This is a genomic window from Kibdelosporangium persicum (assembly GCF_013280595.1).
In the GTDB taxonomy this organism is placed as follows: Bacteria; Actinomycetota; Actinomycetes; order Mycobacteriales; family Pseudonocardiaceae; genus Kibdelosporangium; species Kibdelosporangium persicum.
Genome location: NZ_JAAATY010000034.1, coordinates 66,682 through 83,894, shown reverse-complemented (window position 1 = coordinate 83,894; position 17,213 = coordinate 66,682). Strand labels below are relative to the sequence as shown.

16 protein-coding genes are annotated in these 17,213 nt (G+C 69.0%); 9 read left to right on the top strand and 7 right to left on the bottom strand.

Going from position 1 to position 17,213, the window contains the following annotated elements; all coding sequences use genetic code 11:
* Window positions 1-2: 2 nt before the first annotated feature.
* Genes cydB through GC106_RS39230 form a run of 3 tightly spaced genes read left to right on the top strand, consistent with a single transcriptional unit; the run spans window position 3 to window position 5,571 of the window.
* Complete coding sequence (cydB, locus tag GC106_RS39240; RefSeq protein WP_173141077.1) at window positions 3-1,010, top strand: cytochrome d ubiquinol oxidase subunit II; 1,008 nt, start codon at window positions 3-5, stop codon at window positions 1,008-1,010.
* Window positions 1,007-4,426, top strand: coding sequence for a thiol reductant ABC exporter subunit CydD (gene cydD, locus GC106_RS39235; protein WP_246367853.1), 3,420 nt, complete (start codon window positions 1,007-1,009; stop codon window positions 4,424-4,426). The genes cydB and cydD overlap by 4 nt, the downstream gene beginning before the upstream one ends.
* A 14-nt stretch (window positions 4,427-4,440) precedes the next feature.
* A complete protein-coding gene (locus GC106_RS39230) occupies window positions 4,441-5,571 on the top strand; it encodes a GAF domain-containing sensor histidine kinase (RefSeq protein ID WP_173141075.1) in 1,131 nt (376 codons plus the stop codon).
* Here the strand turns inward: GC106_RS39230 and GC106_RS39225 are convergent.
* On the bottom strand, window positions 5,560-6,192 hold the full coding sequence (locus GC106_RS39225) for a response regulator (protein ID WP_173141073.1): 633 nt from the start codon (window positions 6,190-6,192) through the stop codon (window positions 5,560-5,562). The genes GC106_RS39230 and GC106_RS39225 overlap by 12 nt on opposite strands.
* A gap of 2 nt (window positions 6,193-6,194) precedes the next feature.
* Complete coding sequence (gene coaA, locus GC106_RS39220) at window positions 6,195-7,118, bottom strand: type I pantothenate kinase (RefSeq protein WP_173141071.1); 924 nt, start codon at window positions 7,116-7,118, stop codon at window positions 6,195-6,197.
* 69 nt (window positions 7,119-7,187) lie between these two features.
* Between coaA and GC106_RS39215 the strand changes: the two genes are divergently transcribed.
* Window positions 7,188-7,673, top strand: a complete 486-nt coding sequence (locus GC106_RS39215; RefSeq protein ID WP_173141069.1) for a GNAT family N-acetyltransferase — start codon at window positions 7,188-7,190, stop codon at window positions 7,671-7,673.
* Here GC106_RS39215 and GC106_RS39210 read toward each other — a convergent pair.
* Entirely contained in the window at window positions 7,662-8,258 is a 597-nt protein-coding gene (locus tag GC106_RS39210; protein WP_312873235.1) for a macro domain-containing protein, read from the bottom strand. The two genes, GC106_RS39215 and GC106_RS39210, sit on opposite strands and share 12 nt — an antisense overlap.
* 63 nt (window positions 8,259-8,321) lie before the next feature.
* Here GC106_RS39210 and pheA point away from each other — a divergent pair, with 63 nt between their 5' ends.
* Window positions 8,322-9,230, top strand: a complete 909-nt coding sequence (gene pheA, locus GC106_RS39205) for a prephenate dehydratase (RefSeq protein WP_173141067.1) — start codon at window positions 8,322-8,324, stop codon at window positions 9,228-9,230.
* The gene (locus GC106_RS39200; RefSeq protein ID WP_173141065.1) at window positions 9,230-9,838 is read left to right on the top strand and encodes a histidine phosphatase family protein; all 609 of its coding nucleotides are present in this window, start codon (window positions 9,230-9,232) and stop codon (window positions 9,836-9,838) included. Before pheA ends, GC106_RS39200 begins: the two co-directional genes overlap by 1 nt.
* Before the next feature lie 32 nt (window positions 9,839-9,870).
* Here the strand turns inward: GC106_RS39200 and GC106_RS39195 are convergent, their stop codons facing one another.
* Entirely contained in the window at window positions 9,871-11,619 is a 1,749-nt protein-coding gene (locus tag GC106_RS39195) for a phosphocholine-specific phospholipase C (protein ID WP_217281509.1), read from the bottom strand.
* Window positions 11,620-11,753: 134 nt separating this feature from the next.
* Here GC106_RS39195 and GC106_RS39190 point away from each other — a divergent pair, with 134 nt between their 5' ends.
* Together GC106_RS39190 and GC106_RS39185 are read left to right on the top strand one after the other, a co-directional pair.
* Entirely contained in the window at window positions 11,754-12,356 is a 603-nt protein-coding gene (locus GC106_RS39190) for an FMN-binding negative transcriptional regulator (RefSeq protein WP_173141063.1), read from the top strand.
* 57 nt (window positions 12,357-12,413) lie between these two features.
* A complete protein-coding gene (locus GC106_RS39185; RefSeq protein WP_173141061.1) occupies window positions 12,414-13,064 on the top strand; it encodes a DUF4232 domain-containing protein in 651 nt (216 codons plus the stop codon).
* On the opposite strand, the gene GC106_RS39180 is transcribed toward GC106_RS39185, so the two are convergent.
* Window positions 13,052-13,792, bottom strand: coding sequence for an SDR family NAD(P)-dependent oxidoreductase (locus GC106_RS39180; protein ID WP_173141059.1), 741 nt, complete (start codon window positions 13,790-13,792; stop codon window positions 13,052-13,054). The genes GC106_RS39185 and GC106_RS39180 overlap by 13 nt on opposite strands.
* 166 nt (window positions 13,793-13,958) lie before the next feature.
* On the opposite strand from GC106_RS39180, the gene GC106_RS39175 reads away from it, so the two are divergent.
* Entirely contained in the window at window positions 13,959-14,318 is a 360-nt protein-coding gene (locus GC106_RS39175; protein ID WP_173141057.1) for a PASTA domain-containing protein, read from the top strand.
* A gap of 185 nt (window positions 14,319-14,503) precedes the next feature.
* Here GC106_RS39175 and GC106_RS39170 read toward each other — a convergent pair whose 3' ends face one another.
* Both GC106_RS39170 and GC106_RS49560 read right to left on the bottom strand, forming a co-directional pair.
* The gene (locus GC106_RS39170) at window positions 14,504-15,157 is read right to left on the bottom strand and encodes a response regulator (RefSeq protein WP_312873234.1); all 654 of its coding nucleotides are present in this window, start codon (window positions 15,155-15,157) and stop codon (window positions 14,504-14,506) included.
* On the bottom strand, window positions 15,154-16,848 hold the full coding sequence (locus tag GC106_RS49560) for a sensor histidine kinase (protein WP_173141055.1): 1,695 nt from the start codon (window positions 16,846-16,848) through the stop codon (window positions 15,154-15,156). The genes GC106_RS39170 and GC106_RS49560 overlap by 4 nt, the downstream gene beginning before the upstream one ends.
* Window positions 16,849-17,213 lie beyond the last annotated feature (365 nt).

The window sequence follows — 17,213 nt, the reverse complement described above, 5'->3', positions numbered from 1 at the left end:
CAATGGACCTGGCCCTCGTCTGGTTTCTGATCATCGCCTTCTTCTGGCTGGGCTACCTGTTCCTGGAAGGCTTCGACTTCGGCGTCGGAATGCTGCTGCCCGTGCTGTCGCGCGACGAGACCGAACGGCGCGTGATGGTGAACACCATCGGCCCGGTGTGGGACGGCAACGAGGTGTGGCTGATCGTCGCGGTGGGCGCGACCTTCGCGGCTTTCCCAGGCTGGTACGCGACATTGTTGAGTGCCGCGTACCTGCCTTTGCTCGCGGTACTCGTCGGCCTGATCGGACGGGGTGTGGCCTTCGAGTACCGCGGCAAAGTGGATTCGGTGCGGTGGCGGCGCAACTGGGACCGGGTGATCGTCGTCGGTTCCTGGCTGCCCGCACTGGGTGTGGGTCTGTTGTTGTCGTGGAACGTGCTCGGGTTGCCCATTGACGCGGCCGGGAACCGGGTGGGGTCCGCGTTCGCCGCCTTCCAGTGGGAAACCCTGCTCGGCGCGCTCGCGATCGTAGGTTTCTCGCTCGTGCACGGAGCCGTGTTCGTGGCGTTGAAAACCGATGGGGAAATACGATCGCGAGCGCGCCGTCTCGCCCTGCGCATCGGCCCGGCCGCCTTGCTCCCGTTGCTGGGACTGTTGTTGGTGGTACAGACGCGCGCCGGTTCCTCGTGGACCTGGCTCGTTGTCGGGCTTGTCGTGCTCGCGGGCATCCTGGCGCTTGTCCACCTGTCCGTCGGCCGGGAAGGCCGGGCGTTCGCGTTGATGGCGATGGTGATCGTCGGATCGGTGGTCGCGTTGTTCGGCGCGCTGTACCCGAACGTCATCCCGTCCACAGTGGACCCGTCGTTCTCGCTGACCATCGAGGCGACCGCGTCCAGCCCGTACACCCTGCAGGTGATGACGTGGATCGCCGGCTTCGGCGCGCCCGCGGTACTGGTGTACCAGGGCTGGACCTACTGGGTCTTCCGCAAGCGCATCGGCACCGGGCACATCCCGCCGGTGCGTGTGCCATGAGCTTCCCCGGCCGGCGAAATCCCGCCCAGGACCGGCTGGGGAGGGGCCCGCTCGGCGCGCTGCCAGCATCCGCGCGCCGGGCTTTGGCCCTCTGTTTTGTCCTGGCCTTCCTCTCGTCCCTCGCGTTGGTCGCCCAGGCGTGGTCGCTTGCTTCCGTGGTCACCGGCCATGGATTGCTGGTCGTTCTCGTCGGATCGGTCATCGCCCGGGCCTTGTTGACGTGGGCGACCCAGGTCGTCGCCGCACGGGCCGCGGCAGGTGCCAAGGAGGAACTGCGGGCACGTGTGCTCGACACGTCGTTGGCGCGTGGCCCGGAATGGATCTCCTCGCAGGGCCCGGCTGCGTTGACGGTGCTCGTCACGAAGGGCTTGGACGCGCTCGACGCGTACTTCACGGTGTATTTGCCCGCACTGGTGAACGCGGCGGTCGTGCCGGTGTCGGTCGGCGCGGCGATCCTGTTCATCGACTGGCCCGCCGCGGTCGTGATCGCGTTGACCGTGCCACTCGTGCCGTTGTTCGCGATCCTGATCGGCAGGTACACGGCTGACAAGGTGGCCGAGTCCGCCGACGCGACGGCACGGCTGTCCGCGCATCTGCTCGAAATGATCCGGGCTTTGCCCGTGCTGACGGCATTCCGGCGGGCCGAGACCCAGGCCGAGGCCGTCCGCCGGGTGTCCGCACAGCACCGCCGCGCGACCCTGGCGACCCTGCGGACCGCCTTCGCGTCGGCCCTGGCACTCGAACTGATCGCCACGTTGTCGGTCGCGGTGGTCGCCGTGATCATCGGAGTGCGCCTGGTCTCAGGCGACATGACGCTGCTGGTCGGCTTGTTCGTGCTGATCCTGGCGCCGGAGTGCTACTTCCCGCTGCGCGCCGCCGGAGCCGCCCACCACGCCAGCGAGGACGGGATCGAGGCGATCCGCCGCGTGCACGCGCTGTCCGGCGATACGCCCGCAGGCTTGCGGTTCTCCGGCGACGTCGTGGCGGAGGTCTCGGACCTGCGCGTCGCCCGGCGAGACGGCTTCGCGCCCGACGGGCTGTCGTTGTCGTTGCGGCCAGGGGAGATCGTCCGGCTTTCGCAGCCGAGCGGCGGAGGGAAGTCGACGGCCATCGCCGCGCTGCTCGGGTTCGTCTCCCCGGCTTCGGGCTCGATCGTCGTCGGCGCTTCAGACCTGGCCGCGTGGCGCCGGATCGTGGCGTGGGTGCCGCAACGGCCCGCCTTCGCCGCAACGACCGTCGCCGAGGAACTCCGGTTGGCCGTGAGCGACCGCAACGTGCCGCCCACCATCGAGGAGATGCGCGCGGTCGCATCTTCGGCCGCCGCCGAGCACCTGCTCGACCGCAAGATCATCGAACTGTCCACAGGGGAACGTCAGCGCGTCGCGATCGCCCGTGCCCTGTTGCGTGTCAAGCGAGGCGCCCGCGTCCTGTTGCTCGACGAACCAACCGCGCACCTGGACAGCGCTACCGCCAGCCAGGTGATGCGGGCGGTGTACGACGTCGCGAACGACGGCGTGGCGGTTCTGCTCGCGACACATCGCACGGTCCGTGTCAGCGACGAGCCTGTGCAGCCGATCCGTGTCTCGACGACCGAGGCAAACGCACCTCGTAAGCCTGTCCGAGTGAGGATCACCCGCAGGGAACTGCTCGGCGCGATGATCGGCGCGTTGGCGCTGGCCAGCGGAGTCGCGCTGACCGCCGTATCAGCCTGGCTGATCGCCCGCGCCGCCGAACAACCGCCGATCCTCACGTTGACCGTCGCCATCGTCGGCGTCCGTGCATTCGGCCTGGCCCGCGCGGGATTGCGCTACCTCGAACGGCTCGTCACCCATGACGCCGCCTTCCGCCGCGCCGAGGACATGCGGGTGTCGTTGTGGCAACGACTGGTCTCGTTGGGCCCGGCACGGACCGCCGGACTGGCGCGCGGCGAAGGTCTACAGCGGCTCGTCGACGACGTCGACACCGTTCGCGACCTCACCCCGCGCGTGCTCGTCCCACCCATCATCGCCGCAGTCGTGTGCACGGTCGCCGTTGCCGTTCAGGCGATCCTGTCGTTGCCAGCCGGTCTCGTACTCGCGGGTGCAGTACTCGTTGGCGGCGTCGGCGCCCCTTTGCTCGCCCGATTCCTGGAGCGTCGCGCTACAACGGCTCTCGCGGACGGACGGCGCGGTATCGCCGCAGGCGTGCTCGCGTTGCTCGAAGCCGCGCCCGAGCTCATCGCGTTCGGCGCCCACGAACAGAAGCGGGCGGCACTGGCGCGGGTCGACGCGGACCTGGTTCGACGGGCCCGCCGGCAGGCGTTCGGCGCGGGCGCGGCAGCCGCGTTGATCACCCTCGGCACCGGCCTGGCCGCCGCTTTCGGTGCCACCACCGGGAACCCCGTGCTGGCGCTGGTCCCGTTGGCGTTGGCCGAAGTCCTGTCCCTGCTCCCGCCGGCACTGCAACACCGCGACACCCTCAAAGCCGCCTACACCCGCACCCAGGCGATCCACGCGCACGTCGCTCCGCAGCGCAGCAGCCGTCAAACCCAGGACGGCACCCCGCACCGCGCACCCCAGGACACCTTCGCAACCGCGCCCCAGGTCAACGTGCCAACCACGCCCCAGGAGAGCCTCGCCACCACGCCCCAGACCGGCACCCCGAAACCCAGTCCGCAAAACCCCCCAAGCAGCCCCCACCACTCCCGGGGGGCGACCCCGGACCCAGTCTACCGGGATAACACCAGGTCAGAAGGGTTACTGGCGGGTTGTGGACAACTAGATGGAGCGAACGGACCGTTCGTACGGGCACAGGCCGACACGACCAGCACCAACGGGCCGAACGCCATCAGCCTGACCGGCGTCGACGTGCGCTGGCCGGGCGCGGACGAGCCGAGCCTGCGGGACGTCACCCTGACGATCCCCGCGGGCAGTCACGTCGCGGTCCTCGGCCCGTCGGGCGCGGGCAAGTCCACTTTGCTCGCCCTGCTGCTGGGCTTCCTGCCTGCCGAGAAAGGCGCCGCGCAGGTCCCGCACAAGGTCGCCTGGTGCCCCCAGGAGCCGCAGCTCGTCTCCACGACGATCCGCGAGAACCTCCGGGTCGCCGCCCCGGACGCCAGCGACGAACTGCTGACGCAGGCCCTGACCGACGCAGGTCTCGGCCATTGGACGCATAGGTTGGACAGTCTCGTCGGCATGGTGTCCGGTGGCGAAGCCGAGCGGCTGGCCCTCGCCAGGGCGCTTCTGGCGGCACCCGAGGCGGACCTCGTGGTCCTTGACGAGCCGACGGCCCACCTCGACGTGCCCACGGCCAAGACGGTCCTCGAAGGCCTGGCGAAGAACCTGGCGGGCCGCACGGTCGTGCACGTGACGCATCGGCCGGAGGAAGCGGCCCAGGCGGACATGGTGATTCACGTCGACGCCGGCCGGGTGGCATAGCCTTGTTGACGATTATGGATCCGACATTGGCCGCGCGGGCCCTGACCGCGTCCACCGAGATCGCCACGGCCGCGTTGTCCGGCGACGACCCCGAGGCGGTCCTCGCCATGGTCGTCGAGGTCGCGGCCGAGCTGGCCGAGGCCGACCTCGGGCTGGTGATGGCGCGTGGTGAGGACGGCAGGCTCACGGTCGAGGCCGCGCACGGCAACTCGATCGTCGACGACCCGGTCGGCCTCGTGCTGTCCACGCGGTCGAGTGCGGCGAGGGTCGCGCGCAGTGGCATTCCGATGGTGGTCGAGGACGTCACCACGGACCCACGGACCTCGCCGTTCGTGCCCAAGGAGCTGTGGGGTTTCGGGCCGTTCGCGGCGGCGCCCTTCGGTACGAGGGAACGTCGGCTCGGGGCGTTGACGGTCTACCGCAAACGGGGTGCGCAACCGTTTGCGCCGCCCACGGTGGAGGTCCTGACGGCGTTCGCCGCGCAGGCCGGGCTGGTGCTCGTGCTGGCTGAGGGCTCGAACGCGCGTCAGCGTGTCGCCGTGCTGGAGGAGCGCGAGAAGATCGCCCGCAACCTGCACGACGTGATCGTCCAGCGGCTCTATGGCGCCGGGATGCAGCTGGACCTGCTGGTCCGGCGGCCGACCAAACGGCTGGCCAAGGCGGATGCGGCGAGGCTGGCCGACGCGGTCGACCAGCTGGACGCGACGATCGCCGAGATCCGCGGCACGGTCCGTGCCCTGCTCAACCCGGACCCGACCGAGCCGACTGACCTCACCGAGACGGTCCGCTCCGAGGTCGCGACCGCGGGCGAGCTGCTCGGTTTCACGCCCCGGCTCGATCTGATCGGTGACCTGAAGTCCGTGCCGGGCGAACTGGCCGACCACGCCAGGGCCGCGCTCCGCGAGGCACTGTCCAATGTGGTCCGGCATTCCGGTGCCAGCAGCGTCCGGGTGCAGGTCAAGGTCACTCCGGTGGTCCTCGAGATGCACGTGATCGACAACGGTTGCGGCATCCCGCCGGGCGTCACCCAGCGCGGCCTGAACCACCTGCGGGAACGCGCCGAGCAAGCGGGCGGCCACTGCGAGGTCCGTTCCAGCGCCCGCACGGGCACCACGGTGACCTGGACGGTCCCGCTAGCGGGTTGAGCGCCGGGCCACCCACGCCGCGGCCTGCGTGCGGCGCTCCATACCGAGCTTGGCCAGCACCGAGGTCACGTAGTTCTTCACGGTCTTCTCGGCGAGGAACAGCTGCTCGGCGATCTGGCGGTTGGTCAGTCCTTCGCCGATCAGCTCAAGGACCTTCCGCTCGCGCTCGGTCAACGTGTTCAGCTCGTCGGAATCCGCGGCACGACGCATGCGGTCGAGCACACGCGCGGTCGTGATCGGATCCAGCAGGGACCGTCCCGCAGCGACCTCATGCACCGCCGTCACGAGGTCATGCCCACGGACCTGCTTCAGCAGATAACCCGACGCCCCGGCCATGATCGCGCCGACCAAGGCCTCTTCGTCGTCGAACGCCGTGAGCACGAGACAACGCGGTCCGTCGGGCAACGAGCGCAGCGTCCGGCACAACTCGACGCCGTTGCCGTCGGGCAGACGCACGTCCACGATCGCCACGTCAGGCTTGCTGGCCGGGGCACGCACCAGGGCTTCGCCGACGCTGCCGGCTTCGGCGACGACCTCGATGTCCTTCTCGCCGTTCAACAGGTCACGCAGCCCTCGGCGGACCACTTCGTGGTCGTCGACGAGCAGCAACCGGACGGTCATACCTAGAGCTTACGGAGCCGGACGCGGCACACGTTGTGATCCGGTCCTTTCCGCAGGACGAGAGTGGCGCGCGGCCGGGTCGGCAGGATGTTCTGGACCAGGTTCGGCTCGTTGATCCCGCTCCACAGCTGCATCGCCTCGCGCCGCGCCTCGTCGTCGCTCAGCGAGGCGTAGTGGTGGAAGTGCGACTCAGGGTTGGCGAACGCGGTGTGCCGCAGCGTCAGGAACCGCTCGATGTACCACCGGGCCACGTCCTCGGTGTGCGCGTCCACGAAGATCGAGAAGTCGAACAGGTCCGCGACGGTCAGCCGGGGTCCTGGCTGGAGCACGTTCAGGCCTTCGACGATCAGGATGTCCGGCCGCCGGATCACCTGCTCCTCGCCGGGCACGATGTCGTACAGCAGGTGCGAGTAGATCGGCGCCCGCGCTTCCGGGGCGCCCGACTTGATCTCCGAGACGAACCGCAGCAGCGCCCTGCGGTCGTAGCTCTCCGGGAAACCCTTGCGGTGCATGATCCCGCGCCGCAGCAATTCGGCCCGCGGCCAGAGAAACCCGTCGGTGGTGACGAGTTCGACCTTCGGGTGGTCCGGCCAGCGCGCCAGAAGCGCCCGCAGGACACGTGCGGTCGTGGATTTCCCGACCGCCACGCTGCCCGCGACGCCGATGATGAACGGCACCTTCTCCGATTCGCCGAGAAAGGTCGCGGTCGCGTCGGACAGCCGTTGCCGGGCCTGCACCTGCAGGTTGATCAGCCGGGACAGCGGCAGGTAGACCTCGGCGACCTCACTGAGGTCGACCGGATCGTTCAGGCCGCGCAGTCTGGTCAGATCTCCGGCGGACAGTGGCAGGGGCGTCGACTTGCGTAGCTCTCGCCACTGCTCCCGATGCAACTCCACATACGGGGTCAGGTCACGCACGCGCGCCATCGCGCCACTCCTCGCCGAGGCAGGGAAAACTCGTAGTTAACGGTAGGTGCTCACTGGCAGGCTCGCGCTGTGACGAAGTACACGCTGCGGCCCATCGAAACGGCCGACCAGTCGCGAATAGGGGAGTTGCTGACCGAAAGCTGGGGGTCGCCACGGGTGGTGGCCGGGCACGGCAGGGTGCACGACGCCGCCAAGTTGCCGGGGTTAGTCGCCTCACAGGACGGCCAGGTTGTCGGTTTGCTCACGTACTACATCGAGGGCCGCACTGCCGAACTCGTGACGCTCAACGCATATCGGGCCGACGGCGGCATCGGGACGGCGCTGCTCGAAGCGATGACGTCGATCGTCAAACAGCTCGGCTGCGAGCGGATCATCCTGATGACCACCAACGACAACACCGACGCGATCCGTTTCTACCAGCGGCGCGGCTTCCGGTTCCGTGAACTGCGGGTCGGCGCGATCGACGCCGCGCGGCAGCTCAAACCGGAGATCCCGGAGATCGGCGAGCACGGCATCCCGATCCGCGACGAGCTCGAGCTGGAGCTACTGCTCTGAGAAGACCTCGTCCCACGCCGCCATGACCTGACGCGCGCACGTCTCCGGCGCGACGCCGCCGATGCCGGTTCCCAGCCCTGGCATGGCGATGGTGCGGATGACATCGCGGATCAGTACGCCCTCGTCGAGCAAACCGTCCCGCCATAAGCGGAACGCGCCTCGCGCGGCGAGATAGGGATGCACGGTGTCGGCAGGCAACTGCTCACCTGGCTCCCGCATGGTCGGTGAGCTGATCAGCCACGCGGGCACGGGCCTGCCCGTCGGGACGATCAACGCCTCGCCGACCGGCAGTTCACCGCCGTGAAACGCCAGGACCGCACTGCGCACGGTCTGCTCGATGTTCGGGAACGCCTGGGCGTAGACCGCGTCGACGCCGCCACGCATCCAGCCGTACGAGTTCGCTGGGCTCACTACAGCCTGCGCGCCCACGTCGAGCACCGAGCCGTGGTGCACCCGTATGCCGTGGCGCTGGCGCGCCGCCTCCTCCCATGCGTGCGCGAGTGGTTGCTCAACCGCGCACAACACCAGTTCCGGCGAATAGGAACCCGACAGACGCTCGGTACTTGCCTCCGATTCGGCGGTCACACCAACAGCATGTCAGGCCAGGGACAGCACGGGAACCGCCATCAAGTGCCCTATGGTTGTCCAGTGTCACGAATCGCCTACTTCGGCCCGCGGGGGACCTTCACCGAACAGGCCGCCCGCTCGTTCGGGGACGCCGAGTTCGTCGCGGTAGATACCGTTCCGCTGGTGCTCGCGGCCGTACGCGCGGGTGAGGTCGACGCCGGCTGTGTGCCGGTGGAGAACTCGGTCGAGGGCGCCGTGACCGCGACCATGGACGCGTTGGCGGAGGACGAGCCGCTGTACGCCGTCGGCGAGGTCGTCTTGCCCGTACGGTTCTCGGTCCTGACGCGTCCAGGTGCCGAGCCTGAGGACGTCAAAACCGTCGCCTCGCACCCGCACGCGCTGGCTCAGGTGCGTCAGTGGGTTGCCGAACACCTGCCCAACGCCGTGCCGGTGGCGACCACGTCGACGGCGTCGGCCGCGGTCAAGGTCAGCGAGGGCGAGTTCGACGCGGCCGTGTCCGCGCCCGTCGCCGCCCTGCACTATCCGCTGACCGAGCTCGCCACCGACGTGGCCGACGTCGACACCGCGGTCACCCGGTTCCTGCTGCTGCGCCGGCCCGGCAACCTGCCGCGGCCGACAGGCCACGACCGCACCTCGCTTGCCGTCGTCATCGCGCACGACGAACCTGGTTCGCTGGCCAACACGTTGTCGGAACTGGCGCTGCGCGGCATCAACCTGACGCGGATCGAGTCGCGGCCGCTGCGCGGACAGTTCGGTGAATACCGCTTCTACCTGGACCTCGACGGGCACGTCGCCGAGCAGCGGGTCGGCGACGCGCTCGCCGCGTTGCACCGGGTCAGCCGCCAGGTCCGGTTCCTCGGGTCGTACCCGAAGGCCGACCAGTCCCCGTCCCAGGCGCCGCCCCGGGCGACCGACTCCGACTACCACGCCGCCGCTGCCTGGGTGGCCGAGGTCCGGGAGGGCCGCTGATGCGGTTGATGCTCGTCCGCCACGGCCAGACCGCGTCCAACCTGCAACGTGCCCTCGACACGAGCCTGCCCGGCGCGCCGCTCACCGAAGAGGGGCACCAGCAGGCCGCCGACTTCGCCGCACGCATGTCCGAGGCGCCGGTGGCGGTCTACGCGAGCCTGGCCACCCGTGCGCAGGAGACCGCCGCCCCGATCGCCGCGGCGCACGGCCTCGACGTCCAGGTCGTCGAAGGCGTGCACGAGGTGTTCGTCGGCGACCTGGAAGGCCGCACGGACGAAGCGGCCATCAGGGAGTTCTTCGAGATCTACCTGCGGTGGACCAACGACGACCTGGCCGCGCGGATGCCCGGCGGCGAGAGCGGCGCGGAGATCCGTACCCGGTTCCTCGACGCGGTCCGGCTGATCCAGGACAAGCACTCCGACGGCCTGGTTGTCCTGGTCAGCCACGGCGCCATGATCCGGCTCGGCGCGGAATGGCTGGCCGAGAACGTGACCGGTCAGCTCGCCAACGTCGGCGTGCTGCCGAACACCGGTCACGTCCTGCTGGAGGCCAACGGCGACGGCTGGAACTGCCTGGAATGGACCGGCCTCGACCTACCCCACTCGTGAGTGTTTATCAGGGTTAGAACACGGATAAACGCTCACGAGGTGAAGGTGCGGCGGAAGCCGGCCGGGCCGTGCACCTCGATGTGGTAGTCCTTGCCGGGCAACGGGATCCGGACGATCTGCAGGCCGAGCACGTCGACGTGCTTGGGTGCGTCGAACTCCTTGCCGTACGGGTAGATCGCGAAGTGCGCGCTGCGCGTGCCGAAGTTCCGCAACGTCACCACGAGGGTCCTGCCTTCGCGCTTCGCCCACGCCTCCGGCCGGTACGGCAGCGGCCGCGCGGGACGCTTTCCGGGCTCCTGCTGGGGAATCGACTGGTCGCTCGGCGGTGCCGGCGTCCACCGCGGCACCGGCGCCGGGACCGGGCCGGGTGTGTCGAGCTCCGGTTTGCGGCCGCCGCGTTTGAAGTCGAACGCCGAGGTCAGATCGCCCGCGACGGTCCGGCGCCACGGGCTGATGTTGGGCTCGTGCACGCCCGTCCACCGCTCCAGGAACTGGATCACCGAGGTGTGGTCGAAGGTCTCCGAGCAGACGTAGCCGCCGATGGTCCACGGCGAGACGATGGTCGTGGGCACGCGGAACCCCAGGCCGATCGGCTTGCCGTCGTGGAACTCCTCGGTGCGCGCGGCGGGCGGGACCGGCGGCGGCACGTGGTCGAAGTAGCCGTCGAACTCGTCGAACGTCAGGATCAGGGCGGTCTTGGCCCACACCTCCGGGTTCGAGGCGATCGCGTCGAGGATGTCGTAGGTCAGCTTGGCGCTGGCCGCGGGCGAGGACGCCGACGGGTGCTCGGAGTCCGCGGCCGACGGCACCAGGTACGAGACCTTGGGCAGTTTGCCCGCCTCGATGTCCGCCCGGAACGACTTGGCCAGTTCACCTGGCCGGACGCGCGCCAGAGCACGGTCGTACAGCGAACGCTCGGCCTTGTCGAGCGTGGCGACCCCGTCGGCCAGCTGCTTCAGCATCGTTTCACGGTCCGCGGCCGAGGCCTTGAAAAGGTTGGCGTAGAACCGGTCCATGCTGCGCAGGCCGAGCGGCTTGAGCACCTTGCGGGCGATTTCCTTGAAACGGGCGAAGAACTCCAGCGCGTTGTCCTGGTAGTTGTCCCATTCCTGGTAGGTCTTCCACGACACGCCACGGGATTCGAGCCGTTCGGCGTACGTCGTCCAGCTGTAGCCGGGGTGGTTGTCCTCGTCGTACGCGTCGTTGCCGACCACACGCTGCTGCGTCCCGGGCTCGTAGCCGACGTTGCCGCTCCACATGTACAGCCGGTTCGGGTTGGTCGGGCCGAACACCGAGCAGTGGTAGGCGTCGCACAGGGTGAACGTCTCGGCGAGCTCGTACTGGAACGGGATGTCCCGCCGGTCGTAGTAGGCCATTGTGGACTTCGACTTGGCCGGCACCCAGCCGTTGTTCCAGCCGTTCGCCCACGCGGCCTGGCCGCCTTCCCAGCTGTGGTCGAGCGAGCCGAGGTACTGGATGTCGCTGCCCGGCCGGTTCGCGCGCTCGGCGGCCTCGCGTGCGGAGAACGGCATCACGCCGGACTGTTCGAAGATCCCCTTGAGCGCGGCCGGGTCGCTGAAACCGCGGACACCGCGCAGGGTGCCGAAGTAGTTGTCGAACGACCGGTTCTCCTGCATCAGGATCACCACGTGCTCGATCGCGTTCAGGCCACCTGGTCTCGCGGGCTCGGCCATCGCGGCGTGCACCGAGGGCGGGAGCAGGGAGCCGGCGGCGACACCGCCGGAGAGGGCGAGCAGGCGGCGGCGGGAGAGGTCAGTCATGATCCAGGAGCCTCCGGTGCCTCGACGAACGTGACGTGAACTCGCGCGAGCAGCCCGATGAACAAAAGTGGCCTTGCGAAATGGGGCAGAAATGGCACTTCTGGATGACCACATCCGTGTTCAAGCTGGTAGCCATGCTGGTTCATCCCTGGGACTCCGCGCCACCCGCCGAGTGGCGGGAATGGCTGCGGGCCGGGCACGACTTCGGTCAGCTGATCGCCCCCGGGCGCGATCGGGACCTTCCGATCATCGTGCCCACGCACTTCACGCTCGACCGCGAAGACGGCAACACGGTCTGGCTGCACCTCGCACGACCGAACCCGGTCTGGCGTGCCCTGGATGAACGTGCGCGCGCGACGCTGAGCGTGGTCGGCGACTACACGTTCATCCCGTCAAGCTGGAACGGTGGCGTGCCGACCTCGTACTACGCCGCTGTCCTGCTCGAATGTGACGTCCGCGTGGTCGACGACCCCGCCGAGAAGGCCGTGATCCTCAACCGGCAGCTCGCGCACTTCCAGCCTGGCGTGCGGCCGGAGGTCGACCGGAACGAGCGCCTGTTGTCCGGTATCCGGGGAATCCAGCTGACGGTCACCGACGTGACCGCCAAGTTCAAGTACGGCGGCAACAAACCCGCCGAAGTCAGGGCGCACATCGCCGGCCAGTTGGTGCGACGCGATGGACTGTTCGACCGGGTGGCCGCGGACCATGTTGGTGAACGCCTGACGCAACCTACTTAGGTTTCGGTACGTCCTCACAGTGGGCATCCAGGAGATGACACGCTGGAGGCGAACGCCATGAAGGTCCCCAAGATCGGCATCCTGGCAGCGAGCAGCCTGTTCCTGCTGGCCGCGTGTACCGGCCAGCCCGAGCCCGTCGCCAATCCGCAGATCCCGACGATCGGCTCCACTCAGCCGGCCGTCAGCACCGCGACCACCACTCCCTCGGAAACACCCACATCGGCGGCCGCGCCACCGCCGGCGCCGCCCGCGCCACCGCAGACCCCCGCCCCGCAACCCGCGCAGGACGGGCTGTGCAAGTCGGCCAACCTCAAGCTCAGCTTGTCCGACGGCGACGCCGCCGCGGGCACGGTCTACCGCAAGCTCGTCTTCACCAACGCGGGCTCGGCCGCGTGCACCATCCAGGGTTTCCCTGGAGTGTCCTATGTGACCGGTGACAGCGGCCAGCAGGTGGGCGAACCGGCCGTGCGCGAGGGCACCAAGGGCGCACCGATCAAGCTCGCGCCCGGCCAGAGCGCGTTCGCCCCGGTCGGGTTCACGCAGGTGCGGAACTACGACCCGGCGGTGTGCAAGCCGACCGAGGTCCGTGGCCTGCGCGTGTACCCGCCGCAGGAGACCGCGTCGATGTTCGTGCCGTTGACGGGCACCGGGTGTGCCGGTGACCCGCCTGGGCAGCAGCTGCGCGTGAAGACGATTCAGAGCACCTGATCGGTCGGCCGGATCAGGATCTCGTTGACGGCGACGTAGTCCGGCTGCGTCACGGCGTACAGCACGGCCTTCGCGATGTCCGCCGCCTGCAACTGCCTGGTCCGGCTGGCCCGCTCCTCGATCGCGGCTTTGGCGTTCTGGTCGGTGATGTGATCGCGCAACTCGGTGTCCACCATGCCGGGCTCGATCAGCACCACCCGGACGCCCTTGTCGGTGACCTCCTGGCGCAGTGATTCGCTGAAGGCGCCGACGGCCCACTTCGAGGCGTTGTAGACGCCCGACCCCAGCCGCGCGACCCGGCCGGCGACCGACGACATCTGGACGATGGACCCCTTGCTGGCCAACAGGTGTGGCAGCGCGGCGTCGGTCATGTACATCAGGCCGAGGACGTTGGTGTTGATCATCCGCGTCCACTCGGTGGTGTCCGCTCCGACGATGCTGCCCAGCAGCATCACGCCCGCGTTGTTCACCAGGACGTCCAGCTGGCCGAACTGGTCGACCGCCGCCTGGACCGCGGCCTGGCAGGCGTCCTGGTCGGTCACGTCCAGTTCGACGCTGAGCACCTTGGTGCCCGTCGCGGTGAGCCGGTCCTCCAGCGCGGCCAGCCGGTCCGTCCGGCGAGCCCCGATGACGACCGACGCGCCCGCCGCCGCGAGCTCCTCCGCGGTCGCCTCGCCGATCCCCGACGAGGCGCCCGTGACCAGTGCGACCTTCCCGTTCAGTGTCATGACGCCATCACACACCCTGGAGCGCGCTCCAGGTCAAATCGGACAACGGCGGCACCGAGGTGACGAACTCCGGCGGTCCACGGCTCCCGGTCTGGGACACTGATGGCGACTGGGACGGTCTCGCGGGCAGACTGGCGGACGGATTCGGCTGTGAAGTGAGGTCACGATGCGAAAGGCACTGCTGACAGGGCTCCTGCTGCTTGCCGCGTGCTCCTCGCCACCGCCGCCTGCGCCGCCGCCACCGCCGGCACCTGCGGAGGCGGTGATCGGCCAGACGGTCGTGCCCGGCTCGAAGGCGCCCAGCGGGCACATCGTTCCCAACGTGGTCGGCAAGAACCACCAAGAGGCGCAGGACGCGATGCAGGCCGCGGGTTTCTACCGGTTGGCCGAGGAAGACGCCACGGGACGGAAGCGGTCGCTGATCATGGACCGCAACTGGGTGGTCGTCGAGCAGAACCCCCAGGGCGGAACCGTGCTCGACCCCAAGGAGACCATCACGTTGCGGTCGAAGAAGTACACCGACTAGGCCGTGTTTCAAATGCCCGATCGCGATAGCCGGGCCGGATGCGGCCCCTGACGCCACCGCGGGACCGCCCAAAGACAACCAGTATTCGCGGCGATCCCGCGGCGACGCCAGGAACCGCCCCACCGAGCCGATTCCGGCCTCCGGCCGGGGCAGACTCTCATCGACCGGGACATTCGAAACACGACCTAACCGTTGCTCATCAGGCCAGTGCGCCACGCCCACGCGGCCACTTCGACACGGTTGCGCGCGTCGATCTTCGACTGCACCGCCGCCAGATGCGTCTTCACGGTCGACAGCGACATGAAGAGCTCGTTGCCGATCTCGGTGTTCGTCAGCCCACGGGCGACCGCGCGCACCACGTCCTGCTCGCGCTCGGTCAGCGTGACATCCGTCGCGCGAGCGGTCTTCGCGGGCGCGGCGAAGTGCCGCAACAGCCGGACGGTGATCTGCGGCGAGATCAACGCGTCGCCGCGGACCGCCGCGCGGACCGCTTCCAGCAGCAGCGCGGGCCCGGCGTCCTTGAGCAGGAAACCGCTGGCGCCGTTGGCAAGCGCGGTGTGCACGTACTCGTCGAGGTCGAATGTGGTCACAACGACGACCTTCAACGGATCCGTGACCCCCGGACCGGCGAGCATCTTGGTCACCTCGAGCCCGTCGATCCCCGGCATCCGGATGTCCAGCAGGCAGACGTCCGGCCGCAGTTCCCGGGCCTTGGCCACGGCCGCGCGGCCATCCGGCACGTCCGCGACGACCTTGATGTCCTCCTGGGTCTCCAGGATCATCCGGAACCCGGCCCGGACCATCTCCTGATCGTCGGCGATCAGCACGCGGATCGTCACGTGGCTTCCTCTTCTTCCTCGACCGGCAGCCAGGCGTCGACCTGCCAGCCGACCGGGTCGGCCGGGCCGGCGGCGAACCGGCCGCCGAGCAGTTCGACGCGTTCACGCATTCCGACCAGACCGTAGCCGCCCGACCCGCCGACCGGATCTTGGCGTCGGCCGGTGCCGTTGTCGGCCACCCGGACGTGGATCTCCGAGTCGCTGGTGATCACCTCGACGCTGACCGAGGTCGCGTCGAGCGCGTGCTTGCCGACGTTGGTCAGCGACTCCTGGACCAGCCGGAGCACCGACCGGCCGACCTCCTGCGGCACGATCTGCGGCACGTCCAGGTTGAGCTTGACGGGCGGACCGCTGAAGTTCTCGATCACAGCGGTCAGGTCGGCGGTCAGGTCGGTGGTGGCCTGTTCGGTCGCCTCGGACGTGCCCGCCGGTTTGGCGCCACGCATGCTGGCGACCAGGAACCGCATGGCCTTCAACGCCTCGACCCCGCTGGTCTCGATCTTGTCGAGCGCCTGCACGGCGATCCGCGGGTCCCGGTCCGACACCAGTTTCGCGGCCTGTGCCTGCACGACGATGCCCGTCACGTGATGCGCCACGACGTCGTGCAGTTCACGCGCCAACGCCAGCCGCTCACTCTGCTGTGCGCCCGTCACCGCGGAGCGAATGGACTGGTTGCGCTCACGGTCACGCGATCGGAAGTACATTCCCGTCGCCACCGCGATCACGAGCAGGAACGCGAGAAAGAGCCCGAACTGGTCGCCCCGGTTGCTCGCACTGCTGTCCAGCAGGCTGCGGAGTTCCAGCGCCAGGAACGTGGCCAGCGCGAGCGCGGCACTGCTGAGGATGGCGGGCCACCGCGGCGCCCACCGGACGTCGTACGCGATCAACGCCATGGCCGCGGCGACCTCGGTGAACACCAGGGCGTCCTGGCCCGACCGGTTCGGCAGAATCCCCCCGCTGAGGTACAGCGCGAAGGGCGCCAACGCGATGCCGATGGTCGCGACCAACGTCAGGGTGACCGGCGCACGCGGCGCGAAGAAGGCGCACACCGAAGCGACCATCGCACCGCCGAGCGCGAAGATCTGGTTCGGTGCCTCGCCGAGCCGCAGGTCGAGGAAGAAGATCAGCGCGAGCGCGGCGGCCAACGGCCACTGCCTGCGCACCAGCGCCCCGAGTTCGGTCTCCGTGCGCTTCCCGCTCACCCCACGCAGGTAAACGCCGATGACGACGGACCCGATCAGGATCAGCAACCCGAGTTGAATTGTCCGCACTTCGGACAGCGACCACGACCCGGTCCGGAAGAACGTCGCCAGCAGCGCGGCGACGACCAGCGACGCCGTGCTGAGCGTCGCTGTGAACGGACGCGTCCGCCAGACCACCAGCACGACGAGCGCGACACCCGCGGCGACCTCGGTCAGCAGGAGGTCGTTCAGGCTGATCGACTCGGGCCTGGTGTCCGACAGCCGGATGACCGCCGTCGACACAAGGAGCACGGCCGAGCCCGCCCACGCCCCCAGCGTCGGCTTCTGCGCCCCCAACAGTGCACACAACCCCAGCATCGCGGCACCTGGAAGTGCTCCCAGAGCCGGCCTGCCGCTGTCGAACGACAGCAGTACGTCGATCAGGAACGACGCGGCGAGCAGGGTCAGCAGCCAACGGCTCGTCCGAGGCTGGACAGGGGGCACCGTCACGGAACGAAAGCTTCGCACCTCGCGGCCGCTGCCGCCTCGGTCAACCGGCGCGTGTCCCTCGGCCGATCGGCCAACCGGGACAACCCTGAGGCCAGCCCCTGCCTCCGCGCAGCCCTCATCGCAACACCCTCGCCGCCTGGGGGACCCCCGATTTCAACGTTACCGAAATGGTCCGACAGTTCCGCGTTTCAGCAGGTCAACCTGACGCGGGAACCCCGTGGGCGGCTTTGAAGGGACAGGTCGGACTGGGGGTTTGGCAGGCCAGGGCGATGCGGGAAACCCGTGGGGCTCGGAGAGACAGGTCCGGCTGAAGGGTCCCTTCCGGGTTTCGGCAGGTCAGCTCGACGCCGGGTCCTCGCAGGCTT

Bases quoted from the DNA above. Each gene is read 5' to 3' on its own strand.
- cydB (WP_173141077.1), top strand. From the start codon at position 3: ATGGACCTGGCCCTCGTCTGGTTTCTGATCATCGCCTTCTTCTGGCTG.
- cydD (WP_246367853.1), top strand. From the start codon at position 1,007: ATGAGCTTCCCCGGCCGGCGAAATCCCGCCCAGGACCGGCTGGGGAGG.
- GC106_RS39230 (WP_173141075.1), top strand. From the start codon at position 4,441: ATGGATCCGACATTGGCCGCGCGGGCCCTGACCGCGTCCACCGAGATC.
- GC106_RS39225 (WP_173141073.1), bottom strand. From the start codon at position 6,192: ATGACCGTCCGGTTGCTGCTCGTCGACGACCACGAAGTGGTCCGCCGA.
- coaA (WP_173141071.1), bottom strand. From the start codon at position 7,118: ATGGCGCGCGTGCGTGACCTGACCCCGTATGTGGAGTTGCATCGGGAG.
- GC106_RS39200 (WP_173141065.1), top strand. From the start codon at position 9,230: ATGCGGTTGATGCTCGTCCGCCACGGCCAGACCGCGTCCAACCTGCAA.
- GC106_RS39195 (WP_217281509.1), bottom strand. From the start codon at position 11,619: ATGACTGACCTCTCCCGCCGCCGCCTGCTCGCCCTCTCCGGCGGTGTC.
- GC106_RS39190 (WP_173141063.1), top strand. From the start codon at position 11,754: ATGCTGGTTCATCCCTGGGACTCCGCGCCACCCGCCGAGTGGCGGGAA.
- GC106_RS39185 (WP_173141061.1), top strand. From the start codon at position 12,414: ATGAAGGTCCCCAAGATCGGCATCCTGGCAGCGAGCAGCCTGTTCCTG.
- GC106_RS39180 (WP_173141059.1), bottom strand. From the start codon at position 13,792: ATGACACTGAACGGGAAGGTCGCACTGGTCACGGGCGCCTCGTCGGGG.
- GC106_RS39175 (WP_173141057.1), top strand. From the start codon at position 13,959: ATGCGAAAGGCACTGCTGACAGGGCTCCTGCTGCTTGCCGCGTGCTCC.